The 20,504-nt window shown below is 40.1% G+C and carries 22 protein-coding genes; 7 read left to right on the top strand and 15 right to left on the bottom strand.

Features of this window, described 5'->3' with window-relative positions:
* Nucleotides 1-130: 130 nt before the first annotated feature.
* Entirely contained in the window at nt 131-649 is a 519-nt protein-coding gene (locus MKZ14_RS10515; protein ID WP_339280920.1) for a hypothetical protein, read from the top strand.
* A 568-nt stretch (nt 650-1,217) separates the two neighbouring features.
* Here MKZ14_RS10515 and MKZ14_RS10510 read toward each other — a convergent pair.
* The 3 genes from MKZ14_RS10510 to MKZ14_RS10500 form a co-directional block, all read right to left on the bottom strand.
* Entirely contained in the window at nt 1,218-2,954 is a 1,737-nt protein-coding gene (locus MKZ14_RS10510) for an exosporium protein (protein WP_339280919.1), read from the bottom strand.
* A gap of 156 nt (nt 2,955-3,110) precedes the next feature.
* Complete coding sequence (locus MKZ14_RS10505; protein WP_339280918.1) at nt 3,111-3,770, bottom strand: DUF2306 domain-containing protein; 660 nt, start codon at nt 3,768-3,770, stop codon at nt 3,111-3,113.
* A gap of 119 nt (nt 3,771-3,889) precedes the next feature.
* Entirely contained in the window at nt 3,890-4,303 is a 414-nt protein-coding gene (locus MKZ14_RS10500) for a GNAT family N-acetyltransferase (RefSeq protein WP_339280917.1), read from the bottom strand.
* Nucleotides 4,304-4,462: 159 nt separating this feature from the next.
* On the opposite strand from MKZ14_RS10500, the gene MKZ14_RS10495 reads away from it, so the two are divergent.
* Nucleotides 4,463-4,720 carry a hypothetical protein gene (locus MKZ14_RS10495; protein ID WP_339280916.1) on the top strand — a complete coding sequence of 86 codons (258 nt, stop codon included), beginning with the start codon at nt 4,463-4,465 and terminating at the stop codon, nt 4,718-4,720.
* Nucleotides 4,721-4,959: 239 nt separating this feature from the next.
* Here MKZ14_RS10495 and MKZ14_RS10490 read toward each other — a convergent pair whose 3' ends face one another.
* The 4 genes from MKZ14_RS10490 to MKZ14_RS10475 form a co-directional block, all read right to left on the bottom strand.
* The gene (locus MKZ14_RS10490) at nt 4,960-5,541 is read right to left on the bottom strand and encodes a hypothetical protein (protein ID WP_016995566.1); all 582 of its coding nucleotides are present in this window, start codon (nt 5,539-5,541) and stop codon (nt 4,960-4,962) included.
* 232 nt (nt 5,542-5,773) lie between these two features.
* Nucleotides 5,774-6,328: a hypothetical protein gene (locus MKZ14_RS10485; RefSeq protein WP_333004167.1), complete on the bottom strand. Its 555-nt coding sequence runs from the start codon at nt 6,326-6,328 to the stop codon at nt 5,774-5,776.
* Nucleotides 6,329-6,397: 69 nt separating this feature from the next.
* Nucleotides 6,398-6,901, bottom strand: coding sequence for an NUDIX domain-containing protein (locus MKZ14_RS10480; protein WP_333004168.1), 504 nt, complete (start codon nt 6,899-6,901; stop codon nt 6,398-6,400).
* A gap of 8 nt (nt 6,902-6,909) precedes the next feature.
* Complete coding sequence (locus MKZ14_RS10475; RefSeq protein ID WP_333004169.1) at nt 6,910-7,284, bottom strand: hypothetical protein; 375 nt, start codon at nt 7,282-7,284, stop codon at nt 6,910-6,912.
* A 470-nt stretch (nt 7,285-7,754) separates the two neighbouring features.
* On the opposite strand from MKZ14_RS10475, the gene MKZ14_RS10470 reads away from it, so the two are divergent.
* Nucleotides 7,755-8,789 (top strand): beta-propeller fold lactonase family protein, encoded by a 1,035-nt coding sequence (locus tag MKZ14_RS10470; RefSeq protein ID WP_339280915.1) that lies wholly within the window; start codon nt 7,755-7,757, stop codon nt 8,787-8,789.
* Nucleotides 8,790-8,896: 107 nt separating this feature from the next.
* Here the strand turns inward: MKZ14_RS10470 and deoD are convergent, their stop codons facing one another.
* Entirely contained in the window at nt 8,897-9,604 is a 708-nt protein-coding gene (gene deoD, locus MKZ14_RS10465) for a purine-nucleoside phosphorylase (protein ID WP_004230212.1), read from the bottom strand.
* A gap of 111 nt (nt 9,605-9,715) precedes the next feature.
* Complete coding sequence (locus tag MKZ14_RS10460) at nt 9,716-9,934, bottom strand: YozE family protein (RefSeq protein WP_016995579.1); 219 nt, start codon at nt 9,932-9,934, stop codon at nt 9,716-9,718.
* Nucleotides 9,935-10,182: 248 nt separating this feature from the next.
* On the opposite strand from MKZ14_RS10460, the gene MKZ14_RS10455 reads away from it, so the two are divergent.
* Complete coding sequence (locus tag MKZ14_RS10455) at nt 10,183-12,024, top strand: methyl-accepting chemotaxis protein (protein WP_333004173.1); 1,842 nt, start codon at nt 10,183-10,185, stop codon at nt 12,022-12,024.
* A gap of 828 nt (nt 12,025-12,852) precedes the next feature.
* On the opposite strand, the gene msrB is transcribed toward MKZ14_RS10455, so the two are convergent.
* The 5 genes from msrB to MKZ14_RS10430 all read right to left on the bottom strand — a co-directional run bounded on the left by msrB (nt 12,853) and on the right by MKZ14_RS10430 (nt 16,712).
* Nucleotides 12,853-13,281 (bottom strand): peptide-methionine (R)-S-oxide reductase MsrB, encoded by a 429-nt coding sequence (gene msrB / locus MKZ14_RS10450; RefSeq protein WP_036080598.1) that lies wholly within the window; start codon nt 13,279-13,281, stop codon nt 12,853-12,855.
* Nucleotides 13,274-13,807, bottom strand: coding sequence for a peptide-methionine (S)-S-oxide reductase MsrA (msrA, locus tag MKZ14_RS10445; protein ID WP_016993318.1), 534 nt, complete (start codon nt 13,805-13,807; stop codon nt 13,274-13,276). Before msrA ends, msrB begins: the two co-directional genes overlap by 8 nt.
* A 12-nt stretch (nt 13,808-13,819) precedes the next feature.
* Nucleotides 13,820-14,401: a YpmS family protein gene (locus MKZ14_RS10440; RefSeq protein WP_036080601.1), complete on the bottom strand. Its 582-nt coding sequence runs from the start codon at nt 14,399-14,401 to the stop codon at nt 13,820-13,822.
* 4 nt (nt 14,402-14,405) lie between these two features.
* Nucleotides 14,406-15,335 carry a GDSL-type esterase/lipase family protein gene (locus MKZ14_RS10435; protein WP_339280914.1) on the bottom strand — a complete coding sequence of 310 codons (930 nt, stop codon included), beginning with the start codon at nt 15,333-15,335 and terminating at the stop codon, nt 14,406-14,408.
* Nucleotides 15,336-15,869: 534 nt separating this feature from the next.
* Nucleotides 15,870-16,712 carry a DegV family protein gene (locus MKZ14_RS10430; protein ID WP_339280913.1) on the bottom strand — a complete coding sequence of 281 codons (843 nt, stop codon included), beginning with the start codon at nt 16,710-16,712 and terminating at the stop codon, nt 15,870-15,872.
* A gap of 275 nt (nt 16,713-16,987) precedes the next feature.
* On the opposite strand from MKZ14_RS10430, the gene MKZ14_RS10425 reads away from it, so the two are divergent.
* The gene (locus MKZ14_RS10425) at nt 16,988-17,623 is read left to right on the top strand and encodes a hemolysin III family protein (protein ID WP_016993322.1); all 636 of its coding nucleotides are present in this window, start codon (nt 16,988-16,990) and stop codon (nt 17,621-17,623) included.
* A 44-nt stretch (nt 17,624-17,667) separates the two neighbouring features.
* On the opposite strand, the gene MKZ14_RS10420 is transcribed toward MKZ14_RS10425, so the two are convergent.
* The gene (locus MKZ14_RS10420; protein WP_036080610.1) at nt 17,668-18,144 is read right to left on the bottom strand and encodes a dihydrofolate reductase; all 477 of its coding nucleotides are present in this window, start codon (nt 18,142-18,144) and stop codon (nt 17,668-17,670) included.
* A gap of 165 nt (nt 18,145-18,309) precedes the next feature.
* On the opposite strand from MKZ14_RS10420, the gene MKZ14_RS10415 reads away from it, so the two are divergent.
* Together MKZ14_RS10415 and MKZ14_RS10410 are read left to right on the top strand one after the other, a co-directional pair.
* The gene (locus MKZ14_RS10415; RefSeq protein ID WP_339280912.1) at nt 18,310-19,227 is read left to right on the top strand and encodes an alpha/beta hydrolase; all 918 of its coding nucleotides are present in this window, start codon (nt 18,310-18,312) and stop codon (nt 19,225-19,227) included.
* Between the two features lie 61 nt (nt 19,228-19,288).
* Nucleotides 19,289-20,485, top strand: coding sequence for a class I SAM-dependent rRNA methyltransferase (locus tag MKZ14_RS10410; RefSeq protein WP_312125459.1), 1,197 nt, complete (start codon nt 19,289-19,291; stop codon nt 20,483-20,485).
* Nucleotides 20,486-20,504 lie beyond the last annotated feature (19 nt).

Genomic DNA, 20,504 nt, shown 5'->3' with positions numbered 1-20,504 from the left:
CCCTTACACTTGCTTAATCGTTGTTCTCTTTACAATATACTACGAAACTATATTTTTACCAGATAAATGAAAAATATACACATTTATGTATGGTATAATAGATTTTATTCATTTTTTGGAGGTGAAGGTGTTGAAAAAGTATTTGGTGACAAGCATTGTAGTAGGAGCCATCTTCCTGACAGGCTGTGATAAGGATGAAAAAGCCTCCTTACCGCTACCTACATCGGTAGATGAACAAATAATAGAAAAGGAATATGTCATAGCACCTGTTCCATTAGTTTTAACCCTGGCACAGAAAGAACATTACTATAAAGAATATTTGGCTATTGTCAATCAACTAAATGAAAAGTATGGTACAAGCTTAAAGCTAGATCCTATTACAACATTTTCAGCGGATTATTGGCTTGAATTAAAAGATTTTGAGGAGATGTTAAAAGGTAGAATAGACACTTCATATGTCGTGATCGATAATAAGGAAGTTTTTTCTCCAGTTAAAGTACCAAAATTCGTTGAATTACATATGGGGTCACATCAAACAATCATTCGTGTTGATGGTTCATTTGACACCCAGCTAAGCAAGGATATGCCTGGTGGAAGACAGCTATTCTCGGTTATGCATTCATTGTCGTCAAAAATTGAACAGGGCTAGGGTAACTGGACACAAACAGGATATGACCCTTCCATTAAAGATCAGGGCAGTGCTTACAATATTACGATCGGTGGCTACTATTCATATAATGGTGTATCCTCACCTCATATAATTGAGGTCGAATATTATTGTAATATATATGGTGGCATTACTTAATAACTAGTAACAAGGTTTGTCTGTAATCTTTTTTACAGACAAGCCCTATTCCTTTCATCATCTTAAATGCTCCCTTTGAACGACAACTTTGATGATGGTATTTCAGTATCGTTTATTCACGGTTGTTCTTCATCCAGACACACTAGCCATAACCATCACTTTCATTCAATTCTACATGAAGCAAAAGCAGTTGATTCGTTAAATCTTCGTTTAACAGCTTAAAGTTCATGAGTGCACACTAGAACTTTACCATATCCTCCCCTGTGACAAATGTCCCCATCAGAACTACTTTTTAATAGAAGATGTCCTATTAGCTAAAATGTCCTTACGAGCATAAAGCTAAAGTAAAGATGCTTTCCCCCTAATCCTCTTGTAACTTTTCCCTCAAAAATCCAAAATTTAAATCGAATAATTAAACTGTATTAAAAAGTATCGTTGCTGAAACACCATTTGAAAACGCTCCTCCAGTTGTACTTACTTGTACAGCGAGAAGTGTACAACTAGTAATTGGGTAGTTTGCTACCACTTTTGCACAACAATTTAGTGTTGTAGATGAATTTGGTCCTGACACAGACGCAATAATACCTGTAGCAACGCTAGTAAAACCACAATTTGTACTGACAAATATTTGTGCTGAAGCTGTTTGACCTGCGCTTAGAGCATGATCCCGTATATTCAGAGTTAAGCTTCTAATTATAGCATTTTCAGGAATAACAATAGAACTCCTAACAAATGAAGCCGAAGAATTACCAGTACCAAGAAAATCATTATTACTAACTGATTGATCTGTAGAGAGAAAAACTTCCATTAAACCTGAACCACTTGGACCCGTTGATCCTGTAACACCTGTAGTCCCTATGGCACCAGTGGCTCCTGTTACTCCCTGCAATCCAGTCGCTCCTGTGCTACCCGTTACGCCTTGGGCTCCTGTTGCCCCTGTCATTCCTACTAGACCTCGTTCTCCTGTTGCCCCAGTTATTCCAGTGGCTCCTGTTACTCCCTGCAACCCAGTCGTTCCTGTGCTTCCTGTTATTCCTCGGACTCCTGTCGCCCCTGTACTTCCTGTCATACCTTGGGCTCCTGTCGCCCCTGTGCTTCCTGTCATACCTTGGGCTCCTGTTGCCCCTGTGTTTCCTGTTATTCCTTGGGCTCCTGTTGCTCCTGTGTTTCCTGTTATTCCTTGGGCTCCTGTCAATCCTGTACTTCCTGTTATTCCTTGGGCTCCCGTTGCCCCTGTACCTCCTGTTATTCCCTGGGCTCCTGTTGCCCCCTGCAGACCCGTGACTCCTGCTATTCCTTGGGGACCTGTTGCTCCCTGTGGACCCGTCGATCCTGTGACTCCGACTACTCCTTGAGGACCTGTTGCTCCCTGAGAACCCGTTGCTCCCGTGATTCCTGCTACTCCTTGAGGACCTACTTCTCCCTGCAGACCCGTGACTCCTGCTATTCCTTGAGGACCTGTTGCTCCCTGTGGACCCGTCGATCCTGTGACTCCGACTACTCCTTGAGGACCTGTTGCTCCCTGCGGACCCGTTGCCCCCGTGACTCCTGCTATTCCTTGTGGACCTTTTTCTCCCTGTGGACCTGTTGCCCCCTGCAGACCCGTGACTCCGGCTATTCCTTGGGGACCTATTGCTCCCTGTGGACCCGTCGATCCTGTGACTCCGACTACTCCTTGAGGACCTGTTGCTCCCTGTAGACCTGTTGCTCCCGTGACTCCTGCTATTCCTTGAGGACCTATTTCTCCCTGAGAACCCGTTGCCCCCGTGACTCCGGCTATTCCTTGGGGACCTATTTCTCCCTGCGGACCCGTTGCTCCAGTGACTCCGGCTATTCCTTGGGGACCTATTTCTCCCTGCGGACCCGTTGCTCCCGTGATTCCTGCTACACCTTGAGGACCAATTTCTCCCTGTGGACCCGTGACTCCTGCTACTCCTTGAGGTCCCGGTTCTCCCCGCGCTCCCGGGGGACCTGTGGCACCTGTAGGACCAGTAGCGCCTGTTGCTCCTGTTACACCTATTGGTTCTTGAATTCCATAAACATAGGGATATCCATTACAACCAAATTCATTACATTTATATTTCAATGGATAATTACATTTTGCATCACATTTAAAATTATCAAAATTACGGATGTAACTAAACCTCAATGAGATTTCACCTCCTGTCCTTTTTCATCATATTCAAAGGTATAATTGTAAGGATAATGAATGCACCTAGAATATTAGAATGAAATAAATATGAATCTTAAAATAAAAAGAGCATTAGGCTCCTTTAGAACCTAATGCTCAGAATATGTTTCAAAACTATCCATTAGCTTTTGTCATGTCTCGGTAATTTGCAACTTTAGTAAGTTTATGTTGGATATACCATTCCATCACGATAAAATTGGGCACCCAGCATAGCCAAGCGATGGAGGCGTAACTATACTCAAAATTATCAAAGCCAAATAATACAGTAAACAATGGTAGCCAGATTCGCAATGTGACAGCTGCAAAGGTTAATGCATAATTTCTTAGCATCCATTTCTGATGGCCTTGGATATTTCTTTTTTTAATCTGGACCAGCGCTTGAAACATGGTAAAGAGCCACCCTAAAGATAATAAAGCAAAGCCTAGCTGTGCCACCCATCCACCTGTTGCGTTTAGTGCTAAATAAAGTCCTGCCAAGCCACCAAACAAAATACTAACCATATAGATATTGCCTAGTAGTCTATGGCGTTTCACATTTTTCTCTCGTAACTTTGATGACAACGTAAAAGGACCAATGACGAGGGCTAATACACCGAATACAATATGTAGATAGAGCATGATATACCAAAATGAATTCAATGTTGCACTAAGCATAAGCTTTAATTGAACAAATCCCGCCTGTCGTGCATCGAATAGTAAATATTGAACAATCGAATAACCCGCTATTAACAAGGCCAAGCCACATACGATCAACCACCACAACCTCTTTTGCATTTTTATAGCTCCTTTCTATTCTAGTCTATCATCCAAATTTACTACCTTTAATATAATCAAATAACAGGGCGTAAAAAGCACCTAAGTGGACGATTATCGACAGTACAACGAATTGACCATTAGGTAGTGCAGTTTAATAGACAGGCAAAACGCTCCACCCCTGGGTATTTTTCTCCTAAACTCGTAATATGAAAGCCAATATTTTTATAAAAATTCACCGCGTCCTGATCTGTTTCTGCATAAATAGAAGAAAATGCATGATGTTCTTCCACATACCGAATCATCTCACGCCCAATGTCTTTTCCACGATAAGCCGGCGATACGGCAATATGTTTAATTTCACACCGTTTTGCCTCTCTATTAACAATTCCTATACAACCGACAATGTCTTGTTCGATAGTATAGCCATATAACACTCTTTCAGGCCATGCAATGTACAATGAGTATTCCTTCTCCACTTTCTTTTCGGATGTGGCATAGGATAATAATGTTTTCACTTCGGGATGTATCTTGCTTGAATGGATCATTTTCATGGACTTCTACCTTTCTGGACATCGTCTCAACTTACTAATAATACCTTTAAATTACTATAATTGTAAATAACGTATTCGTATTATCACTAAATACCTCCATAATATACCAAAATATTTTCTTTTATGCTATGATGGCTTAAAAAATGGGGAGGGTGTACCTTGCTGGCTAAAGGCTATAAATTTAGTTTACCTTTCTTTTATTGGCTACTTTTCATCCCTATCTTTTTGGGGACGAGTTACAAAGCATTATTTTTTGATTGGCATATACAAACATATACTTTTCATGAATTAGAAGATTTCGGTCGTTATGTAATGATACTTTCAACAAGCTTAATTGAAGCTTTTATCTATCTATTCATTATTCGATTGATTGTCTATCTGCTTCAACTCGTTTTTCAAAAGTCTAATACGAATTAGAGCTAATGATCAGGAGGATGAATAATCCATTGAAGATAACAGAAATTTTGCTGCTGGCATGATTTCCTATGAAGCGTTTATCGTTCTTATCAGAAGTAAGGGATCATGTGCTATCGATTGTTTTCCTACCCATTATTTTGTATTACTGCTTATTGTGGTCATCGACACTGGTTTAATTCTCTTCAAATAGCATCAAAAAAAGGGTAAGCTATTAGGCAAACCCTATTTCATTTCCCACCTCAATTAGTATTCATGCTAGGAATAAGTTGATTCCACGTAATGATTTCCGCATCGTCTACATTGACATTGCCTAAGCTGAAGAGATGCGGAATATATGAAAAAAGCCCAAAGTTCTTCCCTTTTCCTTTTTCCGTTTGGAAATAGTCAATGGTTGCTGCTGGTAGCTGTTCTAGTTCTCTATAATCATGTAACGACAGAAGTATTATATCCTCTGCTGCAATTGCCCCTGCTGGCCCGTTATAGCGTTCCTTTGAATACAAGTACATCGCATTTTGATTAGCTGCTAGTTTTTGGATTGGAATTTGATAAAACATTAGGTTTTCTTTCGTTTCAATATCTAGCTCTGTTAATGCCTTATAGAGATGACTAGGATGGATTGGTAGAAAATGGACAACATCATTCCACAAGCAATTCAGTTGAGGGATTTCTTTCATTAATAGCTTCGGTCTCTCTGGATGATCAAAATATTTTTTCGCATAGCGTTCATATAAATCTGGATACATTGCCCCTAACCTATTCAGTGGCATCAGCTCCTGACCGACCATTTCCCTTGGAACCATATGATAAACATATCTCTGCATAACAAGCACCTCCACCTAACTAATTCTTCAATCATTTGGAAATTCCTGTTACAATCAATGTAAAAATAAAAAGTAGGTGCAAGATGGAATTATTAGTTATCATTCTTATTTTTGTGGGGATTTTTGCTATATATGATTCGATTAGACGAGTCAACAATACTATTTTGGAGCAAACGGAGGAACTAAAGAAATTACGAGAAGAGCTGAAAGGCAAGAATAAAAATTAGAAGAGCTAATACTTTTGCTTTGGATAATCAATTGAATTAGCAATATCAATCAGGACCTCAGCCGTTACTTGATCTGCAACATCACGATCAATACTAAAGACATATTGCCAATCGTCTCTTTCAAAAACGAGTAAATGAAAACCAATTCTTGGATTTTCAATATAGGCTGCCTCACTGCCATTTTTCAGCTTGAATACATCCATTATATATTTTTCAAATGGCATTTTATGCTCAACTGGTCGAACCTTGATTTTGAAATGATTTTGTGGCATTTGATCACTAATCATTACCACCTCCAGCTGATCATTCATTTCTCCTTCTAAATCACTAAATCTACCAACATGATGTGTAAAGCTGATCGGCGGTACTCTTAGAGGTAGCTTCAGCTCTTTATTATAGTGGTGTTCGAACTCTTTTACGGCTACCTCTACTGTTTTATAGCCGATTTCAGGAAGAAACACCTCAAGAGGTTGTGGCGAATCACTGTCCTTAGCAGAAACGAAATTAAGAGGGAAAAAAGACGTAAATAAAGCTAGTCCAATAAGAATACGCTTGTTCATATTAACGCTCCTCTATCCTGTTTAAGTATAGATTAACCTACTGAATCAAAAATATGCTGACATAGATCACTAATACCGCGTAGTCTTATCGTTAATAATGGATGTAAAGTAGCCTAGTGTCGGTACTACTTTATTCGCGTGAAACATTTTTTCAAGCTCTAGCTTTGTGACCCATCGAATTGCTGTCACTTCCCCCTCTTGAAGGATGGTCTCACTAATTTCAAAGCTTTGGTCAAATAACCACACATCGTAAAAATCATTGAAGCAATCACGACGTTCACTCTTTACTAATTGTCCATTGGTCCTCAATAATGGTATCCCTATTTCCTCTCCCACCTCACGAATAGCCCCGTCCAAACTGCTTTCACCCGTTACTATAGAGCCTCCCGGACATTCCCATAAATGAGGATAATGTTTATTGGGGTGTCTTTTTGTTAAAAGGAATTCTCCCTTGTTATTGCGAATCCATACGTGCACAACGATATGGTAATCTTCAGCTGCTAATGCTGTCCCACGTACATGACGCTTATTTGTTTTTTGCCGATTTTTATCATAGATATCCCAGACTTCCATAGAACACCTCATTTCTGAATTTGAACAAGCACATACTGCTTCGTCCACATTTCCGTTGTCACAATGGAACGTTCCCCATTTTTTTCGAAAAATAACCCGCTCCCCTCTTTTTCAAGAAATGCCCAACCTTCATTAGCCATCATTTGCTGAATGTCCTCGTCCACCTTCTGTATGCCCCTAGCTGAAATGGCTGTGAGGTACCAAGTTGCCTTCTTATCATTAGAGAGCACCACTAAATCAACGGGGGATGCATTTAATTTTTGGATGGCTTCCTTTGGTGTAAGGGAATCGATTGGCAAAGGAGGATATAATAATTTATTTCTATCAATAAAGACCGCACTTACTACGAAAAGAGCTGCTAGTAGTAAACCTATTTTTTTCAAAGCTCACCCTCCTCCTTCTCTGGTTAAGAATCGGCTGCTGAAATCTATCTGTAAAAGAGAGCTTCTATTTTGAAGCGGTCATACGTACACGATAATAAGTATTAAAATGTCACATATACTTATTTTTCAAAAATATACCACCATAAACCTATACATTTCACATTTTACCTTATTAAGTAAATAAACTGTAGAACATCTTATCATTCCGATTAAAGGTAACTTTCCATATATTTAACATCATAAGATCAATCAATACGATACAAAATTTTACCTACCGTCTTAATGTCTATGAAAACTTCATCAACGTCAAGAATAATTCCTCCTGTCTCCTATGCTTTTTTTTAGAAGAACCTTACTTAAAAGTTTAGAACTTTACCAAAACATGATAAAAGAGAATGGCTAGGTAAACGTACAACAAGCCTAGCTCTTTACGCATAAAGTAGCCATATATGACTGAAAGGATGTCCTGTGTGGGGAAAGAACATAAATATTTAAAAAAATTCAAGTTTACGTCAAATCCAAATTGTCATTGTCGCTGTTGTTGCCCTTGTTGTCGTTGTAAATGTAAGCCCCCATTTTTACCCATACCACCAAGTTGCCATTATCTCGTCTATGTGACAGATGCTGGGCAGCTAGCAACGCCTGATAATAGAGTTTCTGTAATTGATACCGCAACAAACACAATCGTCGCTACCATTCCAGTAGGGACTGCTCCGCTAGAAGTAGCGATTACACCTAATGGTGCGTTTGGTTATGTTCCAGCGTTCTTCTCAGATAATGTAACGGTTTTTAGCACTGCCACAAACTTGCCAATCGCTACCATTCCCGTGGGTGTTAACCCTCTTGGTGTTGCCATTTCGCCAAATGGAACGCTTGCTTATGTATCCAATCACGGATCAAACACTATATCGGTCATTAATACAGCCACCAATACCGTATCAGCCACTATTCCAGTAGGGCTACAACCTCAAGGTATTGCCTTTACGCCAAACGGTGCGTTTGCTTATGTTGCCAACGAGAATTCCAATTCAGTATCGGTTATCAATACTGCAACCAATACGGTGATTGCTACAATCCCTGTAGGAATTCGTCCTAGATCCATTGTGTTGACTCCAAGCGGGCAATTTGCTTATGTGACAAATGAAAATAGCAATTCGGTATCGGTTATTAATACCACTACCAATACAGTAGTGGCTACCATTCCTGTTGGTACAGGACCTGTAGGAACAGCGATTACCCCTGATGGAACGCTTGTGTACATTGTAAATAAAGGCAATAATACCGTATCTGTCATCAATACAACCACCAATACGGTGATTGCAACTATCCCTGTAGGTGCATCTCCAGACCAAGTAACCATCTTGCCAGATGGTACTTTTGCCTATGTTACAAATCAAGTAGACAATACGGTGTCTGTCATCGACATAGCAACAAACATGGTAATCGCCACAATCCCAGGATTTAACGGGCCTACTGGCATCAAAACTGGAACAATCTGTCTATAATTCCCACAAAAAAAGCAACCGACTACTTCCACCCATCTTAGAAAAATGGTCGGTTTTTTTGTCGGTTGCCTACATTCATTATAAAATTAAATATGTCTAAAGTTAGCTTAGTCTTGAATCGCTGCGTCTAATGCTACCACAATCATGTCATTGAACGTTGTTTGACGTTCTTCAGCTGTTGTTACTTCACCTGTAATGATGTGGTCACTTACTGTTAGAACAGCAAGTGCTTTACGGCCGAATTTTGCTGCTAATGTGTAAAGAGCTGCTGATTCCATTTCTACAGCTAGTACACCGTATTGAGCTAATTTTTCGTTTTGGTGCTCATCTGAGTAGAATAAATCTGCTGTGAAGATATTCCCAACTTGTAAGTTAAGACCTGCATCTTTACCTGCATTATATGCTTTTAATAAAAGATCAAAGTCAGCGATTGGTGCAAAATCGATAGCACCACCCCAAATGATTTGGTTCATACGTGTATCAGATGTTGCTCCTTGCGCTAAAATCACGTCACGCACTTTTACATCTTTTTGAATTGCACCACAAGTACCTACACGGATTAATTTTTGAACATCATATTCTTGCATTAATTCTGTTGCGTAGATTGAAATAGATGGCACACCCATACCAGTTCCTTGTACAGAAATGCGTTTTCCTTTATACGTACCCGTATATCCGAACATATTACGTACTTCGTTATAGCAAGTTACATCTTCTAAAAATGTTTCCGCAATGTATTTTGCACGTAATGGATCTCCTGGAAGTAAAATTGTGTCAGCGATTTCACCTTTTTTTGCATTAATATGAATACTCATACTGCAATCCCTCTTTTCTGTCAGTTATCACTATAAATAATACTGTGTTTCTGTCATTTACGCAATGCTAGACGTCTAGCAACTGCAAAATTATTTATAGTTTTCGTACAATTATGCTTGTTCCTCATAAAGTGTCCACAAAGAATCAAAGGTCTGGATTGTTAAGTTTTCCGTTGCATAGGTTTCTATATAGTCGGACAACTCATGAAAGTCTGTGCTCTGCTTTGGAAAATTATGCTCATGAAACACTTCCTCTGCAAAGCGTACTTTAGGGTCGGACCAATCGCCACCTCGATAGGTTAGGACGTATAAATAAAAACTTTTCTTCATCAAACAATTTCCCCTTTTATGCATTGGCTTTTCGCTAGTGTATCAAAAAAATTAGCATTCGTCATAATTTCCACTACTACTATATTGTACCCACTTATGATTTTAGAACTATCTTCATGGTCTATCCTGACTTTTGTCATAGTTGTTTTATCTGAAAAATTTTAATTATTAGAAATAAAGATAGAAAAATCTAGTAAAATAAGATAAAATTGAAATCGATTATTTAAAAAAATAGGAAGGTGATGGCGATGAAAAAGACTAAAAAAACTCATGATACAGCGAAAAAACGCCCGTCTCTCTTTACTTTTAGCTTTTTTAAGAAGAGGAAAGCTTCTACACAAGGGGAAACTGGGAAAAATCCCCCTCCTATTAAAGAAAAACGACAACGTTTTTACCATTTAATTCGGGGTAAAGTGCTTATTATGTTTGCACTTCTTATTGTAATTAACGGTATAATGGGTATATTGTCCTACGTCAATATACAGAACTTGCAGCACCAAATGGAAGACTTTACAAAGAAAAATGTGCAGGAGCAACTAACGGTGAATCAACTTGCCTATGAGATTGCTAGACTGACCAATTTAGAGCAATCATATTTAATTACAGGTAACGGCATTTATTCTACTTCCTATCATTTAAAAATTGATACCATTAATAAAAAGCTGGCTGCTTTAAAAGATCAATTTCAAGATCGACAAGTAGAACTCGGTCATATGCAGGCAATCGAGCAATATTATAAAAATTACCTTGATTATTCAGATAAAGTCATGACAATGCGTGATGAGCTTGGTCTTGAGCAGGCACGTAAGCTGATGATGGGTGCTACTGGGGAAACTATGAAAACCCATATCGATAAAAATATTGAGACCATCAATACTGTCATGGACGATGCCAATAAAACAAAATTAGACAAGCTTAACCAGCAGGTAAACCTTTCTATCACTACATTCTTTCTCGTTTCAATCGTCGGTTTTTTAGCGATTGTAATTTTTGGCTTTATGCTATTTAAATCATTAAAACGTAATACACAGGCGATTAATGACTCTATCCTTGATATTGCGCAAGCTGGAGGCGATTTGACAAGACGTGTAAATGTGCGTAATCGTGATGAATTTTCTATTATTGCAGCCTCGACGAATACGTTAATTGAGTCGATTTCTAACTTAATTCGACGCGTGAGTGAATTGGCGGATCATGTATCAAGCAGTAGTCAGGAGCTGATGTCATTAGCAGATGAAAATGCGCGTACAATTCAGGATATTGCAGATGCGACAGCGGATATTGCGAGTGATAGTGACAATACGATTTCCAGTATGAATAGTGCGCAGCAAAAAATGAGCGACTTAGAGCATTCAATGCATCAATTAAATGAGCAAGCGAGTGCTGTCCATCGTGCCTCTATCGCCATGCAGCAAGCAGCCGATGAAGGTAGCCGCTCTGTGGAACAATCATCACTTGTGATGCAATCTATTGAAGAAACAATGGCTTCTACAACATCCACTGTGGAGGCGTTGGGTCGTAAATCTGCGGATATTACGTCCATTATTGGCACGATCACGGCCATTTCTGAGCAAACGAATCTCCTCGCTTTAAATGCGGCGATTGAAGCGGCACGTGCTGGCGAGCATGGACGTGGCTTTGCGGTCGTAGCCGATGAGGTTCGCAAACTGGCAGAGCAATCCCAAAGTGCAGCGAAAGAGGTTACATCGATTGTCACATCCATCCAAGAAGAGGTCACATCCATCATTGCCCAAAATCACGAGGGCGTGACAACCGTTATCCGAGGCGTTGAAGTGACAAATGAAACAAATCAATCCTTAGCCAACATTTTATCGCATACCGAGGAAACAACATCAATCATTGCAGCCATGGTGGATAAAATTGCGACAACGCTTGAAAATAGCAATGCGGTGGCAAGTGACTTCATACATGTCAATGCCTACGCAGAACAATCTGCGGCCAACACCGTGACATCTGCGGCAGCAGCCACACAAGGCTCCGCATCCATGCAGGAAATCAACGCCGCAGCCACTGAGCTTGCCCAACAAGCAGATAGCCTACGCAACCTCGTGAGCGAGTTTAAAGTTTAAGCGAATTGAACGGGAGAGGGAGAACCATTTTTTATTGGTTCTCCCTTGACTTTGCGGGGCTATCCTTCACTTTAAGCATTCTATCCAATTATTTGAGGGCTATCCTCCACTTTGAGCATTCTATCCGCTACTTTTTCTGGTTTATCCTCCACTTTCAGATTTCTATCCAATTATTTGAGGGCTTTCCCCCCTAATTTGAGGGGCTATCCTTCACTTTGAGCATTCTATCCGCTACTTTTTCTGGTTTATCCTTCACTTTCAGATTTCTATCCAATTATTTGAGGGCTATCCCCCTAATTTGCGGGGCTTTCCTCCACTTTAAGCGTTCTATCCGCTACTTTTTCTGGTCTATCCTTCACTTTTAGATTTCTATCCAATTATTTGAGGGCTATCCCCCTAATTTGAGGGGCTATCCTCCACTTTGAGCATTCTATCCGCTACTTTTTCTGGTTTATCCTTCACTTTCAGATTTCTATTCAATTAATTGAGGGCTATCCCCCTAATTTGAGGGGCTATCCTCCACTTTGAGCATTCTATCCGCTACTTTTTCTGGTTTATCCTTCACTTTCAGATTTCTATTCAATTAATTGAGGGCTATCCCCCTAATTTGCGGGGCTTTCCTCCATTTTGAGCATTCTATCCGCTACTTTTTCTGGTTTATCCTTCACTTTCAGATTTCTATCCAATTATTTGAGGGCTATCCCTCTAATTTGCTAGGCTATCCTCCACTTTGAGCATTCTATCCGCTACTTTTTCTGGTTTATCCTTCACTTTCAGATTTCTATCCTTCTAATCTGCTGTGTCTCATTACCACAAAAAAACCTAGCACTATTTAAATAGTGCTAGGTATTCGCCATAGCCTTCTTTTTCTAAATCCTCTTTTGCGATAAATCGAAGCGCTGCTGAGTTGATGCAGTAGCGTAAGCCGCCTTGCTCACTTGGGCCGTCTGGGAAGACATGTCCTAGATGCGAATCCGCTTCTTTGCTGCGTACCTCCACACGACGCATACCGTGAGATGTATCGAAATGCTCGGTCACCTGTTCTTTTTCAATCGGCTTTGTGAAGGCTGGCCAGCCACAGCCAGAGTTGTATTTATCGAGTGAGCTAAATAAAGGCTTGCCAGAAACTATATCTACGTAGATGCCTTCTGCAAAATGGTCATCGTACTCATTACGGAATGGTGGCTCTGTGCCATTTTCCTGTGTCACATAGTATTGCATCTCTGTTAATTCTTTTAAACGTTGTTCTTTATTCATGTTTGTTCCCCCAGTGTTGCTCCTGAAACGCTCGACGACCTGATCCAATCGAATAGCGCTCATAGTGCATTGGATTTTTCTTATAATACTGCTGATGATAATCCTCAGCCGGATAAAACGTAGTGGCTGGTAAGATTTTTACCATAATTGGTTTATCAAACTTGCCAGATGCTTGTAAATCCGCCTTTGAACGTTCAGCAAGCTCACGCTGTTCTTCGTCATGATAAAAAATGGCCGTTGTGTAGGATTCTCCACGGTCATAAAATTGTCCCCCTGCATCTGTTGGGTCAATCAATGTCCAGTAAATCGCAAGTAGCTGCTCGTAGCTATATAATTCATCATCAAATGTAATTTGTACAGCTTCTACATGCCCTGTTGTTTCCGAGCAAACCTGTTCATAGGTAGGATTCACAACATGTCCACCTGTATAGCCTGAAATCACAGAATCAATGCCTGGTGTTTCGTCAAAGGGCTTGACCATACACCAAAAACAGCCTCCCGCAAATGTTGCATATTGCTTTGCCATTCATTTCACTCCTTATTCACCAGGAACAATAATTTCCAATAAAATTTTATCCTTTGGTAAGTCCAACTCTTTAGCACGTACACGTGATCCAGAAGCAATGTTAATGCGCGATAAATCAATATAAATTTCGGCTTTATTCGGATTCACGGTAATCCATGAGGGAAATTCCACCGAATCGCGCATGATTTTCATCGTCGTCTCCGGTGGAATGTTTAATAAACCTACATTCATGCCCGTCTGTTTTAAAATAATATTCCCCTTGTCATCCACAATGGGGTCAAAATTCATGGAAATGGGGATTTCCGTATAAAATACCGTGAGTGTGCTACGTAATTGAATATCATCCCCAATTGTGAAATCAAGTGGTAAAGGCGAGCCTTTCGCTGCATCCTTTAAGTATTTTTTTGATATCGATTCTAATTCCTTTGTTGTGGTTTGTACCACGAGTACATTTCCTTTGCTTTCACTTTCACCTGCTGAACTCTTCGCAACATGGCCGCCATCCACTGGTCTAGTTGCTAAAAAAACGACGAGGAGGATTGCAAAAAGCACTGTGCCCGCTAAGGCGAAAAACGCGACTTTCCATTTATTCATTTTGTCACTCCTCGAAGCCTATTGCCTTTTTAATCTTTTTTTCCATACCACACTGCTCCATTGCTGCAAGTATACGCTCTGTCATTTTTTCATACCCCTTTGCATTTGGGTGGAAAAAGTCTGTATGATAGACGAGCTCTTCATTGGAATCAAACAAATCTTCTACTGATACGTAACAAGCATTGGAATCCTTGCTGGCTACATCCTCAATCACATTATTCCATTCTGTGATAATGGTATCAAATTCATTCGCCTCATTGGTCACAATTGAAAATGGATTATAAAAACCAATGAGTAATAAGGGCACTGTCGGATTTTTTGCGCGAATGCCTTCTACGATTTTGCTGTAACGTTCTTTATAAGCCAGCAGTTCCTTATCAAAAGCATCACGCTTCAGGTTAAATAAATCCTGCCTGACGACCTTCATGACATCATTGCCACCCATTGTTAAGGAAATTAACTGTGCTTCCTGCAGCTCTTCATCATAATGCCCTTTTTTCACTAATTTTAGTAGCTGATCGCTGCGTCTACCACGTTTGCCCCGATTATCGACCTCTACATCTGAAATCGAAGGCCATGCGAGCAATGAATCTGCTAATCTTCCAACATAACCGTCTTGACTATACTCATCACCGACACCATCTGTCAACGAATCTCCCAGTGCCAAGTAATGTAGTTGCTTTGCTTGTTCTTCATCAATTTGCGATAAATCCTCTGCTGATGGCTCAAAAAAATGTTCAAAAATTTGCGTCAACATATTCTTAGATGCTTTTTCCTCATCTTCTGTTTGTTGCTCATCCTGCGGCATATCTTGCTCCGTTCCTGCTTGCTCACCTTCTGGCTCTGCTTGCGGATTCGGTTCATCGATTGATATTGCACAACCACTTAGTACTAAGACGGTCAAACATGACAACATAAATCGCCAAATGTCCATTTGACCACCTTCCATCCCTTTCTATTACTTCTATTATAGAATAGTTCATGCTTCAATGAAAAGTGACTTACCCTTAGTTCTCCATAATTTTGTGCTCTTGCCAAATTTCTTCACAAATTTTTGATGAATGTATGGTTTTATGCAGAAGTGATGATAATTAGAGGAGTTCTGATTATTTTTGGTGGTAAAGCATCACTATTTGATTGAAGCTGCTCTTACTTGCTGACAAAACGCTCACTATTTATTTGAAGCCGCTCATACTTAATGGTTAACCGCTCTTCTTTGGATTAAACGCGCTCAATTCATGTGAGAAAGCGATCACACTCTGATTGAAGCCGCTCATACTTTGTGGGAAAACGCTCACAATTTGATTGGAGCCGCTCTTGCTTGGCGGCAAAGTAGTCACCATATAATCGAAGTCGCTCTTTCTTAGGAGCAAATTGATCATTGTTTGATTAAAACGCTCATTCATGTCTTCAAAGTGTTACAGTATAAAAAAGCCACTACAATTACTTATGTAGTAGCTCCTTCCTGTTATTCTGCAAAATAAATAAAACCGATTGCTCCTGGACCTGTGTGTGTCGAGATGATTGGAGATGTAAAGGCAATTTCAACATCGTTAAAGCCAGTTTCTTCGATCAGCGCTTTTAATGGGTTGCCCATCGTTACTAGGCCATCTGCATGGGAAATGCCGACTGCCTTAACTGTTTTTCCGGCTGTATCTGCTTGGAATTGTTTAAATAAAAAATTAACTACTTGTTTATGACTACGTACCTTTGACACTGGGTTGTATACGCCACCTTCAAGGTTGGCAATCACTTTGATGTTTAGAAGGGAACCGATAAAGCCTGTTCCTTTACCGATTCGACCGCCTTTAATTAAGTTTTCGAGCGTGTCTACAATCACATATAAATGCGTATTGTCTTGTACCTTTTCCAAACGTGCTACGATGTCCTCTACTGTTGCCCCTTCATCACGCATGCGGATTGCCTCACGTAGTTGGATAGCCAAGCCAATCGCGATAAAGCGAGAGTCAATGACTGTCACATCGGAATCTGTCATTTGTGCCGCTTGGCGTGCTGATTCTACTGTTCCACTCATACCGCCTGTCATGTGGATGGAGATAATTTGATCGCCATCTTTACCGAGCTCATCATATAATTCTTTAAATTTCCCTGGAGCTGGTTGCGAACTTTTCGGTAAATTTTTCGCATTTTTCATTAAGCCTAAAAATGATTGTGGCTCCAAGTCCACACCATCCGTATATGTTTGACCATCAATTTGAATCGTTAAAGGCACGATATGTATGCCATGTTGTGCTACTTCTTCTTTTGTTAAATCACAAGTTGAGTCCGTTACTATATGAATTCGTCTCACTTCGACACATCCTTTTACTTCATTAAAATTTATTATATAGACTAATGAATCATTATGTAAACATGACATTTGTCATTAGGGAAAACCTTGTCCTAGCTTGCATGTAAACGCTACCTTGGATACTATAGCGTTTTCGCCTACCTCTTGTCTATCAATGCCCCTCAAAGAATATGACAGGCTTATGACATTTTTGATATGAACTATATGACAAATGTAAATGTTCATCTCTAAATTATTGGGGTATAGTAAATGTATGAACGAAAGGAGTGTTTCAAATGGTTGATTCATTTGACTATAAATCTTGGAGGGAAGAGCTGTGGAATGCCATTACACATGGTATTGGTTTCATTGCTAGTATTCCAGCACTGGTTGTTCTACTGTTAGCAGCCGTCCAAACAGGAAATGCACTACATATTACAACTTTCAGCATTTTCGGTGCGTCTGTCATCATTCTGTTTTTAATGTCTACATTACTACACAGTATGCCAGAAAAATATAAACACTTTTTCGCTATTTTGGACCATTCGTCCATTTATATTTTAATTGCCGGCACCTATACGCCGTTTTTATTAATTGCCGTTGGTGGTACGCTAGGATTGACGCTATTATGTATTATTTGGTCACTGGCTGTGCTTGGTGTGTTGTTTAAATGTTTCTTTATTAATCGCTTTGAAGTACTTTCATTGATTTTTTATATCGGCATGGGCTGGTTAATTATATTTGCCATTAAGCCCGTTTATCTCTATTTAGGTTTACATGGCTTTGCTTTACTGCTAGCAGGTGGGCTGTTCTATACGATTGGGGCCATCTTTTATGCATGGCGCTCACTGCCCTTTAACCATGCAATCTGGCATCTCTTTGTATTAGCTGGCTGTGCCTCTATGTATGCTTGTGTTTATTTTTATCTATAATAAAAGCAATCGCTCCCTTCACAATGAGCGATTGCTTTTTTCGTTTATTTACGTTCAAAAATTTGATATTGGAATGTATAGCCTTCTGGTGCTGTTTCAGGCGTTTCTGAAGAGACTTGAACAAAATCCTGCTCATAGCTCGGGAAATAAGTATCTCCCTGAAAGGCGTGATTAATTTTTGTGATATACAAGCGATCAGCCATCTCCATCACTAAGCGGAAAATCTGCTCGCCACCAATAATCATCACCTCAGGAACATCTCCAGCTAGCGCTAATGCCTCTTCCAAACTTGTCACAGTTTCAATGCCCTCTGCCTGATAGTTTTCATCACGCGTAATGACAATGTTGCGTCGCCCTGGAAGTGGTCGACCGATGGATTCAAATGTTTTACGTCCCATAACCATAGGCTTGCCCATTGTTTTTTGTTTAAAATACTGCAAATCCCCAGGTAAATGCCAAGGCATCCCATTGTTATAACCGATAACGTGATTGTCATCATGTGCCACAATTAAAGAAATCATACTGTCCCTCCAAATACTTTCGTCCCTTTTATTATAAACATAATGTGCTTATTTCACCTCATTTATAAATAAAAAAGCTTATGCTACAATTAAATTAAATCCTAGTAAAATTATATGAATAGTTTATAATAAGAATAACAAACTCACAATAAAGGAATGATGAAGATGACAACTTTAAGAAAAGAAGCTGTTCATTATCTAGAAGCTCAGCGTACTGCTACACCTTATTACAAAGTTACACCGCAGGAAGCGAGAGCCATGCGGACGGTTACGCAATGGCAATCCGTGCACAAACCGAAGCTAGCATCGATTGAGAATTACAACATTACGGTGCGAGATGGAGCGCAAATTACAGTACGGCTTTATACGCCCGTCTTCGGCAAAACTTTACCTGTTATTGTTTATTACCATGGTGGAGGCTGGGTTTATGGCAATCTAGAATCTGTCGATGCAGGCTGTCAGCTATTAGCAGATCAGGCACAGGCAATTGTGGTATCAGTGGATTACCGCTTAGCACCTGAATATCCCTTCCCAACGCCCTTATATGATGCCTACGATAGCCTAGTGTGGGTACATGACCATATTGAAGCCTTAGGTGGAGATGCAAGTCGATTGTCGGTTGCTGGGGATAGTGCAGGTGGAAATTTGGCTACAGTCGTTGCGCACTTAGCTACTACACGGGAAGGTCCAACACTACAAGCTCAAGCACTGATCTATCCCGTTACAAATGTTGATTTTTCAACAGTATCTTATCTAGCATATGGTGAAAATTATGGCTTAGATACACAAGCCATGCAGTGGTTCTCTCATCACTATACAGAGGAAGCAAACTTCACCAATCCGCTTGTATCCCCCCTTCAGCTAGAGGATGTCCGTAAAATGCCAAAAACACTCATTTTAGCCGCAGAGGCAGATGTTCTCTTTGATGAGGGTCTAAGTTATGCACAAAAGTTATCGGCTGCAGGTGTGACAGTCGAACATATCACAATGCCAGGATTAATCCATAGCTATTTCAGTAAAATGAATTATTTTGAAGACGCAACGATTGAAACCGTGACAAAAATTGCGCAATTCCTGAAATAAGTTTGGCTATCCCGCTCAAACAGTGCGATAATAGAGCAAAACGTTTTTAAAGGATGACACTATGACACAAACAATGGCACTACAAATACAACAGCCCTTTTCTGATCAATTAAAAAAAGGCTACCCACTTATTTCAAAGGATGCAGTTGATGCACGACATTTACCTGCTGAGCAAGGAACGCTCCTAAAGCTCTTGGATCACCATAATCGTTTTATCGGAACAGGTTACTACGGAATCCAAAATAAAGGGATTGGCTGGGTGCTAACGACCGATGCGAATGAAACCATCGATCAAACTTTTTTTACGAAGAAATTCAAAAAGGCCATCGACAATCGTGCTGCATTCTTCAGCAATGAAAACACAACAGCCTTTCGTGTGTTTAACGGTGAGGGAGATGGCATCGGTGGTCTCACAATTGACTTTTTTAACGGCTACTACATGGTGAGCTGGTATAGTGAGGGCATTTACTCATTTAAAGAAGTCGTTTATGAGGCGCTTGCTGAGACAGTGAACTATCAAGCGATTTATGAGAAAAAACGTTTTGATAGCAAAGGACAGTATATCGAGCAGGATGATTTTGTAATGGGCACACCAGGTGAATTTCCTATCATGGTAAAAGAAAATGGCATGACCTTTGCGGTGCATTTAAACGATGGTGCCATGACAGGCATTTTCCTAGATCAACGTGAGGTGCGATTGGCTATTCGTGAGCGTTATGCAAACAATACTGACATGCTAAATACGTTCTCCTATACAGGAGCATTTTCTGTGGCAGCTGCTCTAGGAGGTGCCATCAAAACAACGAGTGTAGATGTAGCCAAGCGCAGTCTAGCCAAAACAATTGAGCAATTTAGTGTCAATCATATTGATTATGAGGCACAGGATATAAAAGTCATGGATGTCTTTCATTATTTTAAATATGCGCAGCGCCATGCTTTACAGTTTGACCTTGTTGTATTAGATCCACCTAGCTTTGCACGTACAAAGCAAATGACCTTTTCAACGGCAAAGGACTATCCAAAATTACTGAAGGACACGATTGCCATTACCGCTAAAAATGGCATGATTGTGGCTTCCACAAATAATGCCAGCTTCGGCATGAAAAAGTTCAAAGGCTTTATCGACCAAGCCTTTAAAGAGACTCGTACACGCTATAAAATCGTCGAGGAATATGGTTTACCAAAGGATTTCCGTGTACCACGTGAATACCCTGAATTTAATTATCTGAAGGTCGTGTTCATCCAGAAAATCGACTAAGCAATGTAGAATCACACCT

Source organism: Lysinibacillus sp. FSL P2-0066, from assembly GCF_037969495.1.
GTDB classification, from domain to species: domain Bacteria; phylum Bacillota; class Bacilli; order Bacillales_A; family Planococcaceae; genus Lysinibacillus; species Lysinibacillus boronitolerans.
The sequence above is the reverse complement of the archived record's forward strand: the minus strand, read 5'-3'. Positions and strand labels throughout refer to the sequence as shown.

What these genes read in the sequence shown, in the direction of transcription:
- MKZ14_RS10505 (WP_339280918.1), bottom strand. Translation starts at nt 3,770, where the DNA reads ATGCAAAAGAGGTTGTGGTGGTTGATCGTATGTGGCTTGGCCTTGTTA.
- MKZ14_RS10500 (WP_339280917.1), bottom strand. Translation starts at nt 4,303, where the DNA reads ATGAAAATGATCCATTCAAGCAAGATACATCCCGAAGTGAAAACATTA.
- MKZ14_RS10490 (WP_016995566.1), bottom strand. Translation starts at nt 5,541, where the DNA reads ATGCAGAGATATGTTTATCATATGGTTCCAAGGGAAATGGTCGGTCAG.
- MKZ14_RS10485 (WP_333004167.1), bottom strand. Translation starts at nt 6,328, where the DNA reads ATGAACAAGCGTATTCTTATTGGACTAGCTTTATTTACGTCTTTTTTC.
- MKZ14_RS10480 (WP_333004168.1), bottom strand. Translation starts at nt 6,901, where the DNA reads ATGGAAGTCTGGGATATCTATGATAAAAATCGGCAAAAAACAAATAAG.
- deoD (WP_004230212.1), bottom strand. Translation starts at nt 9,604, where the DNA reads ATGAGTATTCATATTAATGCAAAAAAAGGTGAAATCGCTGACACAATT.
- MKZ14_RS10460 (WP_016995579.1), bottom strand. Translation starts at nt 9,934, where the DNA reads ATGAAGAAAAGTTTTTATTTATACGTCCTAACCTATCGAGGTGGCGAT.
- MKZ14_RS10455 (WP_333004173.1), top strand. Translation starts at nt 10,183, where the DNA reads ATGAAAAAGACTAAAAAAACTCATGATACAGCGAAAAAACGCCCGTCT.
- msrB (WP_036080598.1), bottom strand. Translation starts at nt 13,281, where the DNA reads ATGAATAAAGAACAACGTTTAAAAGAATTAACAGAGATGCAATACTAT.
- msrA (WP_016993318.1), bottom strand. Translation starts at nt 13,807, where the DNA reads ATGGCAAAGCAATATGCAACATTTGCGGGAGGCTGTTTTTGGTGTATG.
- MKZ14_RS10440 (WP_036080601.1), bottom strand. Translation starts at nt 14,401, where the DNA reads ATGAATAAATGGAAAGTCGCGTTTTTCGCCTTAGCGGGCACAGTGCTT.
- MKZ14_RS10435 (WP_339280914.1), bottom strand. Translation starts at nt 15,335, where the DNA reads ATGGACATTTGGCGATTTATGTTGTCATGTTTGACCGTCTTAGTACTA.
- MKZ14_RS10425 (WP_016993322.1), top strand. Translation starts at nt 16,988, where the DNA reads ATGGTTGATTCATTTGACTATAAATCTTGGAGGGAAGAGCTGTGGAAT.
- MKZ14_RS10420 (WP_036080610.1), bottom strand. Translation starts at nt 18,144, where the DNA reads ATGATTTCTTTAATTGTGGCACATGATGACAATCACGTTATCGGTTAT.
- MKZ14_RS10415 (WP_339280912.1), top strand. Translation starts at nt 18,310, where the DNA reads ATGACAACTTTAAGAAAAGAAGCTGTTCATTATCTAGAAGCTCAGCGT.
- MKZ14_RS10410 (WP_312125459.1), top strand. Translation starts at nt 19,289, where the DNA reads ATGACACAAACAATGGCACTACAAATACAACAGCCCTTTTCTGATCAA.